Source organism: Mesorhizobium sp. M1329 (assembly GCF_040318035.1).
In the GTDB taxonomy this organism is placed as follows: domain Bacteria; phylum Pseudomonadota; class Alphaproteobacteria; order Rhizobiales; family Rhizobiaceae; genus Mesorhizobium.
Genome location: NZ_JAMYLN010000008.1, coordinates 211,160 through 227,714, shown reverse-complemented (window position 1 = coordinate 227,714; position 16,555 = coordinate 211,160). Strand labels below are relative to the sequence as shown.

16 protein-coding genes and 3 pseudogenes are annotated in these 16,555 nt (G+C 60.7%); 10 read left to right on the top strand and 9 right to left on the bottom strand.

Annotation, left to right across the window (positions count from 1 at the left end; all coding sequences use genetic code 11):
- Positions 1 to 238: 238 nt before the first annotated feature.
- The 4 genes from NKH21_RS11195 to NKH21_RS11180 all read right to left on the bottom strand — a co-directional run bounded on the left by NKH21_RS11195 (position 239) and on the right by NKH21_RS11180 (position 6,129).
- On the bottom strand, positions 239 to 3,709 hold the full coding sequence (locus tag NKH21_RS11195) for an ATP-binding protein (RefSeq protein ID WP_352864919.1): 3,471 nt from the start codon (positions 3,707 to 3,709) through the stop codon (positions 239 to 241).
- The gene (locus tag NKH21_RS11190; RefSeq protein ID WP_352864917.1) at positions 3,706 to 4,965 is read right to left on the bottom strand and encodes a metallophosphoesterase family protein; all 1,260 of its coding nucleotides are present in this window, start codon (positions 4,963 to 4,965) and stop codon (positions 3,706 to 3,708) included. Before NKH21_RS11190 ends, NKH21_RS11195 begins: the two co-directional genes overlap by 4 nt.
- A gap of 150 nt (positions 4,966 to 5,115) precedes the next feature.
- Positions 5,116 to 5,382 carry a BrnA antitoxin family protein gene (locus NKH21_RS11185; RefSeq protein WP_352864915.1) on the bottom strand — a complete coding sequence of 89 codons (267 nt, stop codon included), beginning with the start codon at positions 5,380 to 5,382 and terminating at the stop codon, positions 5,116 to 5,118.
- 534 nt (positions 5,383 to 5,916) lie between these two features.
- Entirely contained in the window at positions 5,917 to 6,129 is a 213-nt protein-coding gene (locus tag NKH21_RS11180; RefSeq protein WP_352864913.1) for a cold-shock protein, read from the bottom strand.
- Between the two features lie 398 nt (positions 6,130 to 6,527).
- Here NKH21_RS11180 and NKH21_RS11175 point away from each other — a divergent pair.
- The 4 genes and pseudogenes from NKH21_RS11175 to NKH21_RS11160 all read left to right on the top strand — a co-directional run.
- Positions 6,528 to 6,749, top strand: a pseudogene (locus NKH21_RS11175) (BA14K family protein); the annotation flags it as partial.
- A 774-nt stretch (positions 6,750 to 7,523) separates the two neighbouring features.
- On the top strand, positions 7,524 to 7,751 hold the full coding sequence (locus NKH21_RS11170; protein ID WP_352864911.1) for a DUF1236 domain-containing protein: 228 nt from the start codon (positions 7,524 to 7,526) through the stop codon (positions 7,749 to 7,751).
- Positions 7,752 to 7,970: 219 nt separating this feature from the next.
- Positions 7,971 to 8,093: pseudogene (locus tag NKH21_RS11165) on the top strand (transposase); the annotation flags it as partial.
- Positions 8,071 to 8,388, top strand: coding sequence for a FadR/GntR family transcriptional regulator (locus NKH21_RS11160; RefSeq protein WP_352864909.1), 318 nt, complete (start codon positions 8,071 to 8,073; stop codon positions 8,386 to 8,388). The pseudogene NKH21_RS11165 and the gene NKH21_RS11160, both read left to right, overlap by 23 nt.
- Positions 8,389 to 8,593: 205 nt before the next feature.
- Here the strand turns inward: NKH21_RS11160 and NKH21_RS11155 are convergent, their stop codons facing one another.
- Both NKH21_RS11155 and NKH21_RS11150 read right to left on the bottom strand, forming a co-directional pair.
- On the bottom strand, positions 8,594 to 9,268 hold the full coding sequence (locus NKH21_RS11155) for a peroxiredoxin-like family protein (protein WP_352864907.1): 675 nt from the start codon (positions 9,266 to 9,268) through the stop codon (positions 8,594 to 8,596).
- Positions 9,269 to 9,796: 528 nt separating this feature from the next.
- A pseudogene (locus NKH21_RS11150) lies at positions 9,797 to 10,411 on the bottom strand (TRAP transporter large permease subunit).
- 120 nt (positions 10,412 to 10,531) lie between these two features.
- Here NKH21_RS11150 and NKH21_RS11145 point away from each other — a divergent pair.
- The 4 genes from NKH21_RS11145 (at position 10,532) to NKH21_RS11130 (ending at position 12,281) form a co-directional block, all read left to right on the top strand.
- A complete protein-coding gene (locus tag NKH21_RS11145) occupies positions 10,532 to 10,810 on the top strand; it encodes a type II toxin-antitoxin system ParD family antitoxin (protein ID WP_352864905.1) in 279 nt (92 codons plus the stop codon).
- Complete coding sequence (locus NKH21_RS11140) at positions 10,797 to 11,114, top strand: type II toxin-antitoxin system RelE/ParE family toxin (RefSeq protein WP_352864902.1); 318 nt, start codon at positions 10,797 to 10,799, stop codon at positions 11,112 to 11,114. The genes NKH21_RS11145 and NKH21_RS11140 overlap by 14 nt, the downstream gene beginning before the upstream one ends.
- A 606-nt stretch (positions 11,115 to 11,720) precedes the next feature.
- Entirely contained in the window at positions 11,721 to 11,861 is a 141-nt protein-coding gene (locus NKH21_RS11135; RefSeq protein ID WP_352864901.1) for a twin-arginine translocation signal domain-containing protein, read from the top strand.
- Positions 11,862 to 12,104: 243 nt separating this feature from the next.
- Positions 12,105 to 12,281 carry a hypothetical protein gene (locus NKH21_RS11130; RefSeq protein WP_352864898.1) on the top strand — a complete coding sequence of 59 codons (177 nt, stop codon included), beginning with the start codon at positions 12,105 to 12,107 and terminating at the stop codon, positions 12,279 to 12,281.
- A gap of 298 nt (positions 12,282 to 12,579) precedes the next feature.
- Here NKH21_RS11130 and NKH21_RS11125 read toward each other — a convergent pair whose 3' ends face one another.
- Together NKH21_RS11125 and NKH21_RS11120 are read right to left on the bottom strand one after the other, a co-directional pair.
- Entirely contained in the window at positions 12,580 to 12,702 is a 123-nt protein-coding gene (locus NKH21_RS11125; RefSeq protein ID WP_352864896.1) for a hypothetical protein, read from the bottom strand.
- A complete protein-coding gene (locus NKH21_RS11120; RefSeq protein WP_352864893.1) occupies positions 12,699 to 13,601 on the bottom strand; it encodes an ArdC family protein in 903 nt (300 codons plus the stop codon). Before NKH21_RS11120 ends, NKH21_RS11125 begins: the two co-directional genes overlap by 4 nt.
- Positions 13,602 to 14,301: 700 nt before the next feature.
- Between NKH21_RS11120 and NKH21_RS11115 the strand changes: the two genes are divergently transcribed.
- Complete coding sequence (locus NKH21_RS11115) at positions 14,302 to 14,799, top strand: hypothetical protein (protein WP_352864891.1); 498 nt, start codon at positions 14,302 to 14,304, stop codon at positions 14,797 to 14,799.
- A 218-nt stretch (positions 14,800 to 15,017) separates the two neighbouring features.
- Here the strand turns inward: NKH21_RS11115 and NKH21_RS11110 are convergent, their stop codons facing one another.
- On the bottom strand, positions 15,018 to 15,272 hold the full coding sequence (locus NKH21_RS11110; RefSeq protein ID WP_352864889.1) for a hypothetical protein: 255 nt from the start codon (positions 15,270 to 15,272) through the stop codon (positions 15,018 to 15,020).
- A 582-nt stretch (positions 15,273 to 15,854) separates the two neighbouring features.
- Between NKH21_RS11110 and NKH21_RS11105 the strand changes: the two genes are divergently transcribed.
- Positions 15,855 to 16,526, top strand: coding sequence for a Crp/Fnr family transcriptional regulator (locus tag NKH21_RS11105; protein WP_029356805.1), 672 nt, complete (start codon positions 15,855 to 15,857; stop codon positions 16,524 to 16,526).
- The last annotated feature ends 29 nt before the right edge of the window (positions 16,527 to 16,555 follow it).

Sequence of the window (16,555 nt, the reverse complement as noted above, 5' to 3'; positions counted from 1 at the left end):
CCCAACAGCCAGATCGACGATCTCCTGCCTTGGGTCTACATCAACAAGCTCGAGCTCAAGGCCGTGGCCTGAGAACACCGCTTACACGATACCGATCAGCTCTCTACACTCACGACAAGCGCATAGGCGAAGCTGATCTCAACGACCCACAATTAGGCGAAGCGGCCATCCAAGGTTCGGCCTACGGAAGTCGTCTTGGTAGCAGGGGCATGAACTCATGCCACGCGACAGTAGGCAACTATGCGAGCTCGTGGATCGTTACGCCCGGCACAACAGCCTTGGCGATCTCGCACAGGTGCTGGTGATGCGTGAGGTAGATCACCTGGCCAGCGCTTGCCATCTGACCAAACAATCGGAAAACCTCCTCGGACCGGAAATGGTCGAAGGTTTCCATGATGTCGTCGGCGATGAATGGCACGGAGGGTCGAAACTGGGCGAACTCGTAGTATCCGGCAAGCCGCAGCGCCAGGTAGAGCTGAAAACGCGCCCCCTTTGACAGCGCATCGGCGACCTTGGACTGCCCGTCGCGCTGCAATGCGATGAGGACTTCCCCGCCCTTCACAGGTTGGGTGGCAAGCCCCGAATACTGACCGCGCGTGATGAGTGCGAAAGCATCGGATGCCCGCTTCATCATCCCGGAGCGATGGCGCTCGCGGTACACGCGCAGAGCGTTCCCGGCGGCCATGACGCCCAGTTTCAGCTCGACGTAGCGGACGGCCTTTTCTTCGATTTCCAAAAGAACGGTGCGGCGCTCGGCATCTATCCGCGCAACCGCGCTGTCGCCGCCGATTGCGTCCAGCTTGTCGGCCGCCCGGGTCTGGCGAATAAGCTGCTGTTGTATCGCTTCATCGAGGTCCCGAAGCCGCTGCTCACTTTCAGCCTTCTCGACCAGGAGGTTATCGACCTCGACAGAATCCAGCATGGAGCGCGCCCGGTCGAACCCTTCCACCGCCAGCTCAACCGACGACTGCTCCTCAAGCTCGGCAACGGCAGCGCGCAGACGATCCCTTTCCCGTAGCAACTCGTCGCGCTCCACGACTTCCGACAAGGTGGTGACGCCGAAAGCGGCCAAGACCTCACTTTTGCGTCGCTCATGCGCCGCTATCTCGAGATTGAGACTGTCACGAGCGTCCTGCAGGCGCTGCAGGTCATTGATGAGGTTTGCCTTCCTCTCCCTCGCGCGATCGGCGCGTTCCAGACGCTCAGCTAGCCGAATGGCCAACTGCTCCGGTTCGTCGCCGTTCGCCGGCTCACCCGCTTCAGCCGCGGCAGCGGTGACCTCGACAATGAAATTGTCTCTGTCTGCCTCCATTTTCTCGATACGGAGCTGCATGGCATCCCGCTCCTGGATGCTTTTCGACAGCTCAGCCAATTGATCGAGCACGTTGCCGACGCCGGGCGCCGAAATGCCGCTTTCAAGCCAGGTGCCGGCAAGCGCTGCGGTAATGCCGGCCAACCATTCCTCCTCGCGCCTTTTCGCCACGTCCAAAGCCCGCCCTCTGGCGGCCAGGTCCTCCTCTTTCGCGCTCACGGTCTTAAGCGCCTCGGCACGTTCCGCATCGACCTTCAGCTGCCTGTCGAGGAACAGTTCTGCAACGGCCATGACCGTCTCCAGGCTCTCACCGGGTTCCGAGTCTAGGCCGACGCTCGCCAACGCCCGGATCAACTCCAACTGTACCTGCTCTCCCTCGTCGAGCGCGCGGCGGGCCTTCTTGCGTGCCAGCTCGATGTCCTCCCAGGCCGCGAGCGCATCACTGCGGGCAGAGGCGCGATCCTCGATCGTTTCGATCAGACGCTCGGGCGAAAATTCCAGGCACTCTGCCAGCAGCTCGCTGGCCACCGCGCGAAGTTCCGAGAGTGCAGCCTGATCGTCCAGGTCGATCTGTGCAAGCTGGTCGCGGATACGTGTGAGCGCGGCTGTTGTCTCGGTGAGGCTGCGGATTGTTGTGCGGATCTCGGCGAGCTCCCGCGCGTTGGCCAGCCGAACCGCTCCAACACTGTCGTCGCGCGCCAATAGGGTCTCGAATTCGTCCGCCGTTTCGCCGCTGAGCTCACCTCGATGCCTTGCCCACGCCTCGTCCCGGGCGCGGCGAATGGCGGAGGCCGCTTCATCGTCGGTTACATCGACCGAGGCACGAAGTGCATCCAGGCGCGCCGAGAGCAGATCGTGACTGTCTTGGTGTTCGACGAGACGTTCGCAAAGGACAGTCCTGCCCTTTCCCAGCTCGGCTGCCCGCACCTTCCATGCACCAACCTGCCTGACACTCGGGACGGGCAGCCTGGCCAGTGCCCGGGCATCTCCGGACCAGGGATGCAGGCGAGCGATTGCGGCCTCCCATCGAACCGTGCTCGCGTCCTCCGCCTCGCGCGCCATCTTGACGTCTTTCAGGTGCCCGCTGGCTCGCGCTTTCGACAAAGCCGAGGCCAGCCTTGCCCTGGCAGGTTCGGGTACAGCCCTCTCTTGCCCAACCCGCTCGCGTGCCGCCTGCAGTGCTTCGAGCGCCGCCGCGGCTTCGTTGCGGGCAACGCGCACGCTGGTGGCGATTCCCGATCGCTCCTCGAGCATGGCGCGGACAGCGCCGACGGTGGCAGCAGGCAAAAGCAGCGCAGTCGGATTTGCCTCGGACGACCTCCCAAGGGCGGCAAGGGAAGCCGCCACGGCTTTGTCGAGTATCTGCAGCTCGGTCCTGCGACTTGGCAGGTCCAGCCCTGCGGAGACATAGCGCACTTTGCGGTCCGCCAGCGCCCGAACCCGCTCGGAGATTGCCAGGATCGCCTCGTCCACATCGACTGAGGCGATTCTCATTGTCACGCGCTCGGCGTCGTCGATGTTCCCGGACAGCCGCGTTCTGAGGCTCGCGTCCTCATCGATCAGTTCGGCGACGCTGCCTGTCCAGGTCCGCAGTGGTGAGGCGGTGTCAGGCAACTCGGCAAGCTGGGCCACCTTGCGCCGGATGTCGGCGAGGATCGGGATCGCGCGAAGATAGCTGGTAATCGTGTCGAGCCGAGCCGACAACAACGACCGTTCGGCGATACTGCGGTCATACTTTTCCGCCGCGTCGAGACATTCGGCCTCAAGGCTCTCAAAAGTAGAGGCCAAGGTGTCGATCGCGTCCCTGCGTGACTTGAGTTCCGCAAGGCGTTTCTTGAGCAGCGCAAGTTCGGTTCCGTGCGCCTGCTTGCGATAGAGCCTGTCCGCTTCTGCCTCCAGTGCGCTTAATGTGTCGCTCGCATGCCCAAGACCGGCGCTGGCCGTGAACAGGAGCTTGCCCAGGTCGCCGCGCGACTCCAGGATCGATTTTCCGCCTGCCTCCAACGTTTCGTCGTCCAACGAGAACATGGTCTCGTATGCATCACGCGACAGACCTGCGAGATGCGCCGTTATCGCCACCTCGCTCACCGGTTGGTCGATTGCGTTCAGCAGCGAATTGGTGCGCTGTTTCGTGCGCGTGAATGTGTGCTCAGTGCCGGCGAGTTCGAGCACCCCGCCGATACGCATCGCGCTATATTCGTGCAGGAAATTATAGCGGCTGCGTTCCTCGATACCGAACAGCAGGTCCAGGTAACCGGAAAGCGCGGTTGACTTGCCGGCCTCGTTCAGCCCGAACACAATATGGAAGTCGGGGCCGGCCTGCGGCCTTGGGCCGAAGTCGATCGTTCCATCGGTGAACTTGCCATAGCGAATGAGATCAAGGCGCCGGAGCCTCATTGCGCCTCACCTGCCTTGAGGCGGGCCGTGACCAGGTCGGCACCGCTGGCAAGCACCCTGTCGAGGAACAGTTCCAGCCCGGCTTCGTCCCGTCCGGCGAAGTCGCGCCCGTCCGGCGGCAGATCGGCAATCATCTTCTGGACAAGCGCCCTCGCCTCGGCGCGGAACGCCTCTGACTTGGCGTCGGCACGCATGGACTCGGCGAGTTCGAAAATCGGATCAGCGATGCCGTCGGGTGTTTCCGCGCTCTGTGGAACGAGATCAAGCTCAAGCTTTTCCACCCATGTGTCGCCCGTCTGTTCCGCCGCCTGCTCGGCTTCGGCCAGCAGCAAGTCCCTATCGCGGATCAGCGCCCAGGACAAAGGCGTCGCCCCGGCCAGTCCGAGACGGACCACAGCATGGCGGGACCTGACGGAAGCCCGGATCTCTTCGAGCGCGGATCGGACACGGCCGACGACCTCGGACCATTCCACCGTCCCGGTCAGATCGACGCTCGCCCGCTCGAACTGCGCGACACTGGTCAGTCTTTCCTCTATTTCGACGGACCGGTCATCTCGTATTGTGACCAGAGTGACGGATTTCTCTCCTGCCTCGTTGATGTCCCTGCCCTGCGGGATACCCGGCATCACCACCGTGCTTGCTCCAGCATGGACTTGGCGGACGTGGATATGTCCGAGTGCCCAATAGTCAAAACCATGGCTGTGCAGGTCTGCGACGCTGCAAGGGGCATAGACGTCGTGACCGGGCGATCCAGCAAGGCTCGTATGCATGATGCCCACATTGACCGCCCCTTCCCGGGCGGCCGGATATTTGGGCAGCAGGCTTTCCGGCGCCTTGGGGTTCGCGAAGCTCAATCCGTGAAATAGGACGTCCAGCCCGCCGGCTGTTTGCAGCAGAGACTGGGGGCGGCCGCCGAAGATCGTCACAGTGTCGGGAAAGACGAGCTGTTTCGATATCCGCGACAAGGCGTCGTGATTGCCGCGAATCTTGAAAACCCTGATGCCGGCCTGGTGGAGGCGTGTCATTTGCGAGGCAAGGAACCGGGCGGTTTTCATCGAAGTCTGATCGCCGTCGTAAAGATCGCCGGCAATGAGGAGCGCATCGACACGCTCGGCAAGGCAGAGATCTACTATCGAGACAAACGCCTGGCGGCTGGCGTCCCCGACGAGTTCGGCAAGGTCAGGGTTTCGCAGCGCCAGCGAACGCAGCGGCGAGTCGAGGTGAATGTCGGCCGTGTGTACGAATCGAAATGCCATTCGGGTCTCCGGCCACTGAGCATAGAGGGGTTCGGCCGCGGCTCGATGCAAAAAGTACAGGATACGCGTTGTTGGTTGTCCAGAACGTGCGCGATCGCTTACGCTTCTTTTCGCCGCTATCTGCGTCGCGTCTATAAGTGCGGTCCACGCTCAGTCGTCGTCTGATCGTTTGTCCTCGGCGTTGGTCGGTTCTTTGGAGACAGCGCGCCGCAGGGTGTCGTTGATCCGATCCTGCCAGCCCGGTCCATCTTCCTGGAAGTGGTCCAGCACGGCCCTATCGATCCTGAGCGAAACAAGCTCTCTGATATTTGGAGCAGCCGCCGGTTCGCGAACCGGCGCCGCCGGCCTTTTGATCGGCTTGAAGGCGGCTTCGGCGGCTGCCATCGGATTTGGGGGTCGGCGTGGAGGATTTGCCATTTGATGGTCCTGACTGGTCATAATGCTTGTCGAGCGGGACTGTGCGAATGCACACCATAACTCATGTCGCCCGCAGGCCACCGAAAGATGGTGCAAAAAGAAAAGGCCGGACTGTTGAGCCCGGCCAGGTGTGAAGGCTTAAACCTCCAAAGGGGAACGCGACGGACGAATGGGAGGAGACATCCGACGCGATGTCCATGTGGGCCAACTTAGGCTATCTTTCAATGACATTGCTGTGGGCCACCTGTAGCCACTCCATCGAGCCAAGCATGCAACAAGCTCAAGGCGGTCGTCGGGCAATGCCGCGCGGCCAACCATCCTGCGGGAGGATAGGCAAGCCCGAAAAAGGCAGGGAACTTCCCGCCTTCTGTGCCAGACAATTTGGCTCACACGATCGTTTCTGAAGGTTTGCAGCAATCTGCCGCCCAGGTCTCCACATCACGCACACGCTTTCGCGCGCTCTTTTTACGCGGCGGCCAGTACATTCGTGACTTGCCGCCCTGTTGCAGCTTTCGCCACGGCGCGCGAGAGAAATCAACCTGCTTTGCGGAGATTGGCAGCAGAAGACTTGCCGGTACGTCGGTCCTGCTCGATGTCGTAGTTGATCTTTTGGCCCTCAACGAGGTTCGACAAGCCAGCGCGTTCGACGGCGGAGATGTGGACAAAAACGTCCTGACTGCCATCGTCGGGCTGGATAAATCCAAACCCTTTAGTGCTGTTGAACCACTTCACGGTCCCAGTTGCCATTTGCATATTCCTTGTAACTTCCCAGCGTGTTTGATCCGACGAAGAGGCCAGATCGGTTCGTATATAGACGCAGCAAAAGCGCGAGATCGCAAGGCCCGGGTGCATCGATCAGAATACCAACTTCTCTCCGATGGGCCCACGTCTCACAACGCGAATTTACAGGAATGTTCTCCTTGCCGGCGTGAACCCCCTCCAGCCATCCTGCATCAGCAGGGCGGAGTAGTGCGCCGTGCCCGCCCGTCCATAGCTGTCCTGGGTTTCTCTCGGCACGCTCATTTGCCCGGTACTCAACTACGGAGACGGGATGGTGGCAACAGCCATTGAATGGTTCGCGGCGAAACGTGGGGCCCGATGCCCATGAAGTGCGAGATAGCCGGCTGCGACTTGCTGGTGCTCAGCGCCGGCCCCGTCGCCGCCATGGCGACTACTAGTTTCCCCTGGCGGCCTTCGCCACTGGCGCGCTGATCAGCAGCGCCATCATCAACAACAACCAGAACCGTGTCCACCGAGGCGATTCCCATGTGGAGTGGTGCTACGACCGGTACCGGAGCTATCGCGCTTCGGACAACACGTTCCAGCCCACGTACGGCCCTCGTCAGCAGTGCAATTCGCCCCACTGATAAAGCATGAGCCGGTGACGTCTCAGCCAAAGCCTGCTACCGCAAGGTGGCAGGTTTTTCTGCACATTGCGTAGATCGAGCCATTCTGGCGGTGTGGTGGTGCAGGATTTCGGGCCCGACACGGCGCGGCGCGCAATGTACTTAAATGCCGGCCCTCTTCCAGCCGAATTATAAATCCATCACGGCGGAACAAGAACGGCGCACAATCGTTTTCTTCAAAAGCGATAGTTTTTCTTTATAGAGAACTTAAGATAAAGGGTGCCGTTATGAACAGCATTATTTGGATAGTCGGAGCCGTAGTTATCGTACTAGCGGCACTCAGCTTTTTTGGCTTGCGTTAAACCGCTCGCCTGACGGCAGGCACAAGAACACAAATCATCAAAAGGGCGGCAAGCGGCGAACATGGCCGGGAGCACTCATAGGAGGCGCATATGGATATCACGACAATTCTGGTCATTGTTCTTATTGTCATTCTGCTAGGCGGCGGCGGCTTCTATGGCCGTGGGCGCTGGTACTAAACCGCGAAGATCACTGTCGGGACCTCGGTCCGACACCCAGCTTAGTCAGCCCGCGTCCTCAGCCAGGGGCGCGGCTTCCTGGAACAATCTTGAGCCATTTGGTTTCGCGACGGGAATCCAGCCAACCCGGTCGCCCGCGAAGCATTCAAAAGCGAAGCCCATCACGGTAGTTCATAGTGAAGAATTATCTTATCGCTGCCGCCGCCGGTCTGTCCTGGTCGCCGGTATTGGTGCGGCCATCGCAGAGGACGTCATCGTGGTTGCTCCCGAACAGCAGACCGGCCTACGCGAATACGTGCACAAGCAGCATCTTCCGTCGGTCAGCCTGCTAGGCGTCGAACTCAATGTCGGTTCGGCTCTGCCCGACACCGTCGAACTGCATGCGATCGACGTGCCCAACGTGAGATACAAGTACCTCGCCGTCGCAGATCACTCGATTCTGGTTGATCCGGATACCCGCAGGATCGTGCAGGTGATCGATTGACCAGCCCTCGAATGGAACAAACGCCTTGCTGATGTGTTGATAGAGACATCGAACACCTTGAGTGTTTGGTCGCTAAAGAGCCCGCTTCCAAAGTCCCCCTCTGGAATGCGGGTTTTTTGCGCCTTCCACCCTACCCGGGCCGGTGTGCCTTTCCGAACTGGTGCCTTGGGAGGTTTTCCGGAAACCTTGGCCAAGGGGCTGAAGCGCTCCGATTGCGCCAGGGGCGGCCGGCCGCCCTTTGATGCGATGATGATGTTCACGGTCCTGGTTCTGCAGGCGCTCTACAGTCTCTCGGACGACCAGGCCGAGTTCCAGATCCATGACCGACTTTCCTTCATGCGCTGACGCCAGGGACATGCCGGATTTCGAGCATTGGGACGCCGAATTCCATCACCGAGTATTCGCGTGCTGCCGCAACGACTTCCTTAAAGAGATCCGCAACCGCATGCACGCCATTCGGAATCAATCGCCCTGGTTCGAAATGAAGAAGTGCTCGTTCTCGGAGGAACGCCGCCGGAGGTATTGCGACGAGCACCAGGCAATCCTGGATTGTCTGGTTCGCCGCGATCCGGAAGGTGCGAAAAATGCGATGCTGGCGCAGCTGAAAACCGTCGAACGAAATCTACTGGGGCGGTAAGCCGGCGCCTCGCCGCAGAGCTGCAGCAAGAGGCCGCTGAGCCCGCAGCGCGGACGGCTCGCGCTGTAGTAGGGCGGCTGGACGACCGCCCCCGCCCCTCGGGGCTAATGGCAGGCGAGAGCGGTGCCGATTGTAGGCCCCCTATCAGGCGACGGCGGCCAACTTCGCGTAATCCTGCGCCTAGTCCCACTACCGAAGCTGCTCCTTACCTTCCGATTTGCGACGCTACCGACATCATCGCCTCAGAGTTCGGGTGGGCGCCCAAGCCGCCATCGAAAACCTCGGAGAACGTCCAGCGAACGACGCCGTTGCGGTCGAGCAGGAACTGACCCATGAGCTGGCCCACGCCGGTCGCCATCATTTGCTGGTCCGCTTCAGCGATATCGTAATTGTCTTTTCTATTCAGATATTCGAGCGCGGCAAACGGATCCATCGGCTCAGGCATTTCGCCCGGCACGTTGAGCCGCATCGCCTTCACATCGCTCATTGAGACCTTGTGCGGCCATGCGCTCTCGCCCTCGGTGATCTGCATATTGGGGAGCCCAAAAGCGCGGTGTGAGGCCCGCTCAGGATCAGACGCCGCGAGCAGAGCCGGCATCGGATGATAACGGAGATAAAGGCGTGCCCGTTCGATGGGCGTGTTCACCACCGTCAGGGTTTCGATGCCCTTTGCGTTAAGGGCTGGTGTGAGCAGCGAAACCGTCGCGATATGACGCCTGCAAAAAGGACAATGGAGACCTCGATACAATCCGACCAGCACTGGCTTCTCGCCGCGGAAATCGTCGATAGCTATCTTGCCCTCGCGAGTAATCGCGTCGAGCACGAAATTGGGCGCCGTTTCGCCAAGTTGCAGCGGGCCTATGTCGAGACGTTCTGACATGCTGATCTCTCCTCGCGGGCCAATCGACAACAGATGTGCGGGCGGGTGGCTTGAGCCCATGTTGCGGCACATACGTCCTTGGGCATGCTCAAATGGCGGTCGGCCTAGGACGGCGTCGCCAGTCCATTCATAGCACGGAGGGCACCGCTTTTACACTAGATGGGGCCCCACGACGCTGCACCTTCTCGGGCAGACGATCCCACAGCCAACTGCTGGGCCTCGTCACTCCATAACTCGTTGCAAGTGCGCACCCGGCCGATACATTCTCACGGCCGCTCTCGCCCCAAAACGCAAATCGCTCCGAAAGGCAAAGTTCGACGACAACGATGACCTCATTGTCCGCATCGCGAATGGCAGCAAACGGTACTAGAGGGCCTGTCAGTTTTGCGCTCATCTCGGTTATTCCGCTGGCCCCTCTCATCCACCGGAAGCAGACATAGGGATGTCAACGCCACGGGCGAGATTGCGCCACAACCAATCGTTCACCGGTTTTGATGGCGGACATCTCCTGATGGTGAGCCGACTATTCTATCGCCCGAAGCCCGCATTTGTCGGCAGCCAGAGCGACAGTTCCGGGAACAGCCAGACCACGAACAGGCTGATGATCAGCAAGAACACGAAGGGTACGATGCCGCGGATGACGTCGGCCAGCGGCGCATTGCTGATGGCCTTGATGACGAACAGGTTCATGCCGACGGGCGGCGTGATCAGCGCCAGCTCCAGGTTGATCATCAGCATGACGCCCTACCAGATCGGATTGATGTCGAGCGCCTTCAGCAGGATGATCGGCGTGGTGATCAGGATGATGGCGATGGTCTCAAGGAACATGCCGAGGATGAAGATGGCGAACATGACGGCGAAGATGAAGCCCGCCTGCGACAGGCCCATGGCGGTAACGCTCTCCATGATCTCGGCCGGCAGCCGCACGATGGTGACAGCGTGACCGAAAAGGCCGGCGGCGATGATCATGAACAGCATGGCGCTTGTGCGCATGGTCTCCAGGGTGACGTCGACGAGGTCGCGAAAGCTCACATTGCGGTAGACGAAAAGCGCCACGGCAAGCGCGTAGGCGGCGCCGACGGCCGCTGCCTCGCAGGCGGTGAAGATGCCGAGATAGATGCCGGCGAGGATGATCGGCGGCATACCAAGGAGGCGGAACCGATCAAATCCGCCGAGAGAGAATTGCTTTGGAAAGCGGGTGTCGGAAAATTGTATGACACTGTCATGCCATCTGCTATAAGGGGAGGAAGGAAAGGCCAGACCATGAGAACCAGCAAACCCATCACCGTCACCCTCGGCAAGCAGCAGCAGAGCGTTGACGCGCGGTTGGCATCCGGCGCCTACGATTCCGCCAGCGAAGTCATGCGCGCCGCGTTGCGCGCCCTCGATCGCGAAGAGCAGGCCGTCAACGAGGTGCTACGTGCCCGCATCCGGGCGTCCATTGACGATCCCCGCCCCAGCCTTACGGCGGACGAGGCGGAAGCGGAAATGACCCGCTTCATGAAGAACGAAAGCAAAGCGCCGCGCAGTGCGGCGCGCTAACGTCACCTACCGGCCGCAGGCCATTGCCGACCTGCAGGGAATTTACCGTGTCATTGCCGAGGCCAGCCAGAGTGATGGTGTGGCGGCCGGGTTTGTGCAGCGGATCATGGCGCGGTGCCGCAAAATCGGTGACGCGCCGAACGGCGGCCGGCCCCGCGATGACCTGGAGCCGGGTTTACGCACCGTGCCGTTCGAACGCACGGCCATCATCGCTTACCGCGCGACCGACAACGTCGAGATCACCAACGTGTTTTACGGCGGCCGCGACTACGAGGCCCTGTACCATGCCGGCGAACCCGACTGACAGCGCGCCTGGTCAGATGCCGCCGGCTTTGGTGCATAGAATGGGGCTCAGAAATCGGGCAAGCGGATAGCCCCATGGGCTGGGTCAGAAATACGCCGCAGCAACCGCCATGGTTGCGGGGGTCGCGAAACTGCCTATTGTGGGACGATGCAAAAATCAGACGCAAAACTGTCGCTTTAATCCGAGACTTTTGCGAAAACCAGGCCGCCGGAATCGACGTTAAGCGGAAGCTCGTTTGCTCCGGGTCAATTCACCGCCATGACCCGATGCAGACCTTTGCGTCGATGACTCGGTCCGGCCGCACGGCAAACTCGAAGTGGCTATTCACAACCGCGCAAACAGTCTCCCTGACAGCGAGGCGCTGGCGGGACGTTTGGCGTAGTAAGTTTCGCGCTCGCTACCTACGCAAATTGGGCGTATCGTGGCATATCGTCGGTTGCTAATAAATGAGCCGGCGATTGAGAGCGCAAGACTCTCGCACCGGACTAGGCGCGCTAGGTTCCACAACTACTCGTCGCGCTCACCAGACCATCTGCCTCTGCCGAAACCTGTTTTGCTCGGTTCCGGCCAGTATTGCTTTTTGCCAATCGGAAGAGGAGCGTTCTGATGCAGATCATCCAAACCCGCCGCCGATTCTTGGCCGGCGCTGCAATGGTAGGCGCTGCCGGTATCGTCGGTCTTCCGCAGCCACTCCACGCGGAACCGCCGCTATGGCAGGAACAACGAAATGCCGTCGCCAAATCCTAAATGCTTTTTGCGGACGTTCGAGAACTGCCCTGCACGGCGAAAACGGCAGGTTGGCATAGGAACCCTGTCCGTGACCGCACCGCCCGTCTTGCGGCACTGCGCCGCGATAGCCTTCTACGAGGCGCGTTCGCGGTAGCGGGCTTCGATGGTTTCAGCCTGCCCTTGAGCCCGCTTCTGACATAGCCGGCAATGACTCTGCTCACGAATTCCCCAGGCAGGAGGGCCGGTGCCGGATCGGCATGAATGCCGAGCAAGCTTGCGATAGCCGGTTTGGCTCAAGAACGGCTTGTCCAGATCGACAGCGTGGGCGGCGAAGCCGGCCAGAACCCGACGCTGCTGCCGATGCCGAAGATCTCGTTCAGATCGATGCGCACGCGCCGCTCCTCGTGCTCGATGATGAATTCGCCGGTCTGTCCCTAGCGCGAGCAGGCCGGCAATCAGCCTCAGGCACCTTCGAAGCCTAAGCCGCCTGCCGGGCCTCGCTAAACCTGGCCGCGCCCCCGGAAAAGCGGGGGGGGGGGAAAATCCGGGTTTCCCCCCGGGGCGCCCCCGGCGCCGAACGCCCGCCCAAATCCCGCGCCCGCCGGTGTCGCCGGCGGCCGCGGCAAAATTTCTCGCATCGCTCATCGCTGGCGATCCTGCATCAGCACAAGCAGGCTCGGTCCCTGATAGCGCCGTGCGGCGCTTCGCTCCGCTTCCGGGCTGGTCCTGCTTCAGGTCAAAGAGCGGGCCGCTCGGGCTGGGCAGCCTTCCATGCGTCAAGCTGTTGTCGCCGCATATCGAGGATGACGCGCCAGCTATAGGTGCGTCCCCCGATGATGATGGTCTCGGGCCGCTTCATTCCGCGGCCTCCAGCAAACGGGCTTCTTCCTGCAAGCCGTGAAGAAAATCCGCGGCACGCTGCGCGTGGCTCGCTGCGGTGAAGATCGCCCGCTTGTCGTTCTTAAGCACCTTCAGCCATGAGCCAATATAGACGGCATGGTCGGGCCGCGTTTCGGGCGTCAGGTCGAGATCGGCGGACAGGAAGGCCGAAGCAAGTTCAGCAACGAGTTCTTCCATCGCGTAGCCTTCATCGCCCCAGCGCTTGCGGCCAAAATCCCGCTCCAGTCGCGAGGGGTGGCGCGTCCAGTGCGTGCACTCGTGCGCCAGCGTTGCGTAATAGCTTTCGGCATTGCGGAAGGTCTCGAACGGCGGCATCTGCACATGGTCGCTGCCCATGCTGTAATAGGCATGATTGCCGCCGTGGCGGATATCCGCGCGCAGCCCGGCGAAGAAAGTTTCTGCATGCTCGATGCGTGCTACCGCATCGAGGCGCTGTTCCGCCGGGGCATAGAATTGCGCCGGTAGGCCTTCGATCTGCTCGACATTAAAGACAGTGTAGCCCTTCATAAACGGGATATCCCGCTCCTGCTCCTCGCCGGTCGCTTCGTCCTTCTGTGTCCTCCAGATACGGTCGGCATAAACGACAAGATTGCCCTTCTCGCCCTTGCGGGCATGCGCGCCCATCTCCTGCGCTTGTTTGAAGGTCATCCAGATCGGCGCGGCAAAGCCCTGCGCCATGGCTGCCGACCACAGCATGATGACGTTGATACCCTGATAGGGCACGCCGTTATGGCGCAAGGGCCGCGAAATCCGCCCCGCGGCGTGCTCCGCGTTCCACGGCTTCAGCCACGGGCGCACGCCCTTCTCCAGCTCATCAATAATCGTCGCCGTAACTCTCTCATAAACGTCTGCTTTCATTGGTCTTTCCTCCTAGTTTGCGGTTGCGCAGCAGCTGCTGCTGCAACCGGACTAGGCCCCGCGCCAATGAGCGGGTGGAATGCGGTCAAGGCTGAAAATCAAAGGGTGGTGCGGCCCGCAGCGGAGTGAGCACGCGGCCTTTGATTTTCACGCGAATAGCGCCCCGGCCTTGACGGCAGGGGGCGGCAGCCCCGGATCAAAAGAGAAAAGGTTGCACGGGCCTGTGGCCCGTTCAGGTCACGGCCTGAAAGAGCGTGCTTGCGCGAGGGATTGAAGCCGGATGGCCGAAATCCCGGCGTAGCGTAGCGAAGCCCGGAGTTCGGTTTATGAGAACCCGGTCCTGCGTAGCTTCAGCGAAGCAGTACGCGCCCAGAATCCGGCGCCGTAATCGGGTTCGGTCGCTGTTCCGGTTTTTGCTGCGCCGCATGCGCCTTCCCTGAGGCCATGCGAGGTCACTGCGTACGGGAAAGCTGGCATTGGTGTAGCTGAGGAAGTGCGGCGCAATCGGTGGAAGTTTAAGATAACTGCCAAGGCCGGCGGGCGCCGGCGATGTCCATTGCGGTTCCTTCGCGGCTTAATCGAGATAGGCTGACCGCGATTTCGGCGACCAGAGTAGTGTGCGAGCCTACAACGTGAGGAACCAATCTGGGCCAACCCAGTTCCGAGCGGCACAGACTGCTTAGACAGGATGGGAATCACAATGAAACTCGAAGATGAAGTCCGACACAGCTCCGAAGATATCGACGACGCGGTGCTCGGCGATGTTGTCCTGGCCTTGCACCGGCGGGTGGAAGTCAACCACGGCTTCGACATCCCATACATTGCAGGCTACAGCAAAGACGGAGGCACGATCTACATCGACCGGCATCTGCCACGAACAATCCCTTGGAAAGGCCGTACGGTGCGGCTCGCACCATTTTTGCTGACGCATGAGGTCGTGGAAAAGGCCCTTCTGGACAAGCTTGGGCTTCATTACCTTCATGCGCATCAAATAGCAGTTCGCGCTGAACGCGATGCCGTCAAAGCCGCCGGCGTTTCGTGGAAAACATACCAATCGTTGATGAAACGGAACGAAAAACCAATTGATGAAGAGAAGCTTAGCAAGGTACCGGCAGACCTTGATGTGACGCCCTACCGAGAGCTTAAGGACTTCGCTACTCTGGAGCGCCTCATTAATGCTAATACGGCGGGTGAGTAACTTCCGGCACACTATGCGAGGTTCAGACGGATGCCCGCCTTCCTTTCGAGTAAGCGGTTATAAGATTCTGATGCTGAAAGGCTGTCTCCAGACGCTGCTTAGAGGTCGGTTTGAATCGCCCTGATCTGCCCCGGAACTGTCATCCAGCGTCGATCAGAGCCTCGGCAGTTTCTGTTACGCCGTGGGGCCGGGAAGCAACCGACGGAGGCGCGAAGCCTTCAATAGCCGAGCGGAGGCGTTGGAATGCGGTGCCGGTTACACGTCTTCTTCCCAAAGGGGATCTCGGCCGAGGCGTAGCCACCGCCGGCGGCCAACCGTTTCGGGATCGACGCCGAAGCGATCCTGGTGCGCTCGATCGTCGTGCCGGCCGCGCCTGCCTCCGCATGACGGATTGCGCGGCTTGGCAAAGCGCACATGATTTCGTCACGTGAGATGCCGATGTCGCCAAGAACGTCATCAGGTAAACGGCTCAACTGGTCCGTTGCCGACAAGAGAGCTTTTCGCTCGGCGCGGAGGCGTAACCACCTGCGAAATGGACCGATGGCGGCAGCATGAATTATAACCATGATCACATCGTCCCTTCATTGATCTGAATTGACCGGTACGGAACGGCGCGAACGGCACTCCGGCCGAGAGCGTCAGCCGTCCGCGAGGCGTAGTGGTCGATGGATCGGTTTTGCCGCGGCGTGCCCATACGGCGGGCGGTGGCTGGCCCCGGGCCACGCATGTAATAAAGCTCCGGGCGGTAGCGCGGCGCGACGAATTTGCGAAACCCCGCAGCAAGTTTTGTGACGGGAGCCAAGAATTTCATGACTGTTCCCTTTCCCTTCGCCGGCTTGCACACGAGCCGGCGGGCCTGACGTGCAACAAAGATATGACAGTCGAACCAGGCTCGGCTGTGGGAATTCCCACACCGGGGAAAACATTGGCGAAATCCGCTCCCAGTTTGCATCCCGGAAAGCGGGGCCTGCGGCCATCAAATTTCCTTGGATAGGGAGTAAGGTGAAGTTCACTTGATTGAACAAGGACCTTCACTTGATTGAACAAGGACCGTTGTGACAGGCTCTCTGGCCTTCATCTCAAGACTTTGCGATGCCGACCTCGCCGCGCTGACCAAACGGTGGCACGAGCGCAGCTATCGACACAACGAGCTAATCATTTCCCACGGCGACACTGGTCGCGATGTCTTCTTCCTGCTGGAAGGACGGGCTCGCGTGACACTGGTTTCAGCGGACGGCAGGGAGATAGCGTATCGCGATGTCGAACCAGGTGACATTTTCGGGGAGCTCGGAGGCATTGACGGGATTGCACGCTCTGCCAGCGTAGTCGCGCTGGAGGCAACCCGCGCTGCACGGCTGTCCGGCACAGCATTCCGGGATATCGTGATGACCCACCCGACTTTTGCCTGGATGCTGCTTGAGCATCTGTCTGCCCAGCTCCGGCGCATGACCGAGCGGGTATTCGAATACAGCACTCTGGTCGTGCGAAAACGGCTGATCGTCGAGCTCCTGCATCGGGCGGAGAAAGCCGCACTCGTGGACGGAGAGGTGTCCATAAGCCCGGCACCGACGCATTCCGAGCTGGCGGCAACGATGAGCACGCACAGGGAAGCGGTCTCGCGCGAAATGAGCGACCTCGCCAAGAGAGGCCTGATCGAAAAGCGCGGCAGCAGGTTATTGCTGCATGACGTCTCGGCACTACGGGCGCTGGTCGACAAGAAGGAATAGCGAAGGCTGTCGCTGCGGCGGGGGGCACC

Coding starts and splice junctions, on each gene's coding strand:
- NKH21_RS11120 (WP_352864893.1), bottom strand. CDS start 13,601: ATGAAAGCAGACGTTTATGAGAGAGTTACGGCGACGATTATTGATGAG.
- NKH21_RS11180 (WP_352864913.1), bottom strand. CDS start 6,129: ATGGCAACTGGGACCGTGAAGTGGTTCAACAGCACTAAAGGGTTTGGA.
- NKH21_RS11145 (WP_352864905.1), top strand. CDS start 10,532: ATGAGAACCAGCAAACCCATCACCGTCACCCTCGGCAAGCAGCAGCAG.
- NKH21_RS11135 (WP_352864901.1), top strand. CDS start 11,721: ATGCAGATCATCCAAACCCGCCGCCGATTCTTGGCCGGCGCTGCAATG.
- NKH21_RS11130 (WP_352864898.1), top strand. CDS start 12,105: ATGCCGAGCAAGCTTGCGATAGCCGGTTTGGCTCAAGAACGGCTTGTC.
- NKH21_RS11190 (WP_352864917.1), bottom strand. CDS start 4,965: ATGGCATTTCGATTCGTACACACGGCCGACATTCACCTCGACTCGCCG.
- NKH21_RS11155 (WP_352864907.1), bottom strand. CDS start 9,268: ATGTCAGAACGTCTCGACATAGGCCCGCTGCAACTTGGCGAAACGGCG.
- NKH21_RS11195 (WP_352864919.1), bottom strand. CDS start 3,709: ATGAGGCTCCGGCGCCTTGATCTCATTCGCTATGGCAAGTTCACCGAT.
- NKH21_RS11115 (WP_352864891.1), top strand. CDS start 14,302: ATGAAACTCGAAGATGAAGTCCGACACAGCTCCGAAGATATCGACGAC.
- NKH21_RS11185 (WP_352864915.1), bottom strand. CDS start 5,382: ATGGCAAATCCTCCACGCCGACCCCCAAATCCGATGGCAGCCGCCGAA.
- NKH21_RS11125 (WP_352864896.1), bottom strand. CDS start 12,702: ATGAAGCGGCCCGAGACCATCATCATCGGGGGACGCACCTATAGCTGG.
- NKH21_RS11160 (WP_352864909.1), top strand. CDS start 8,071: ATGACCGACTTTCCTTCATGCGCTGACGCCAGGGACATGCCGGATTTC.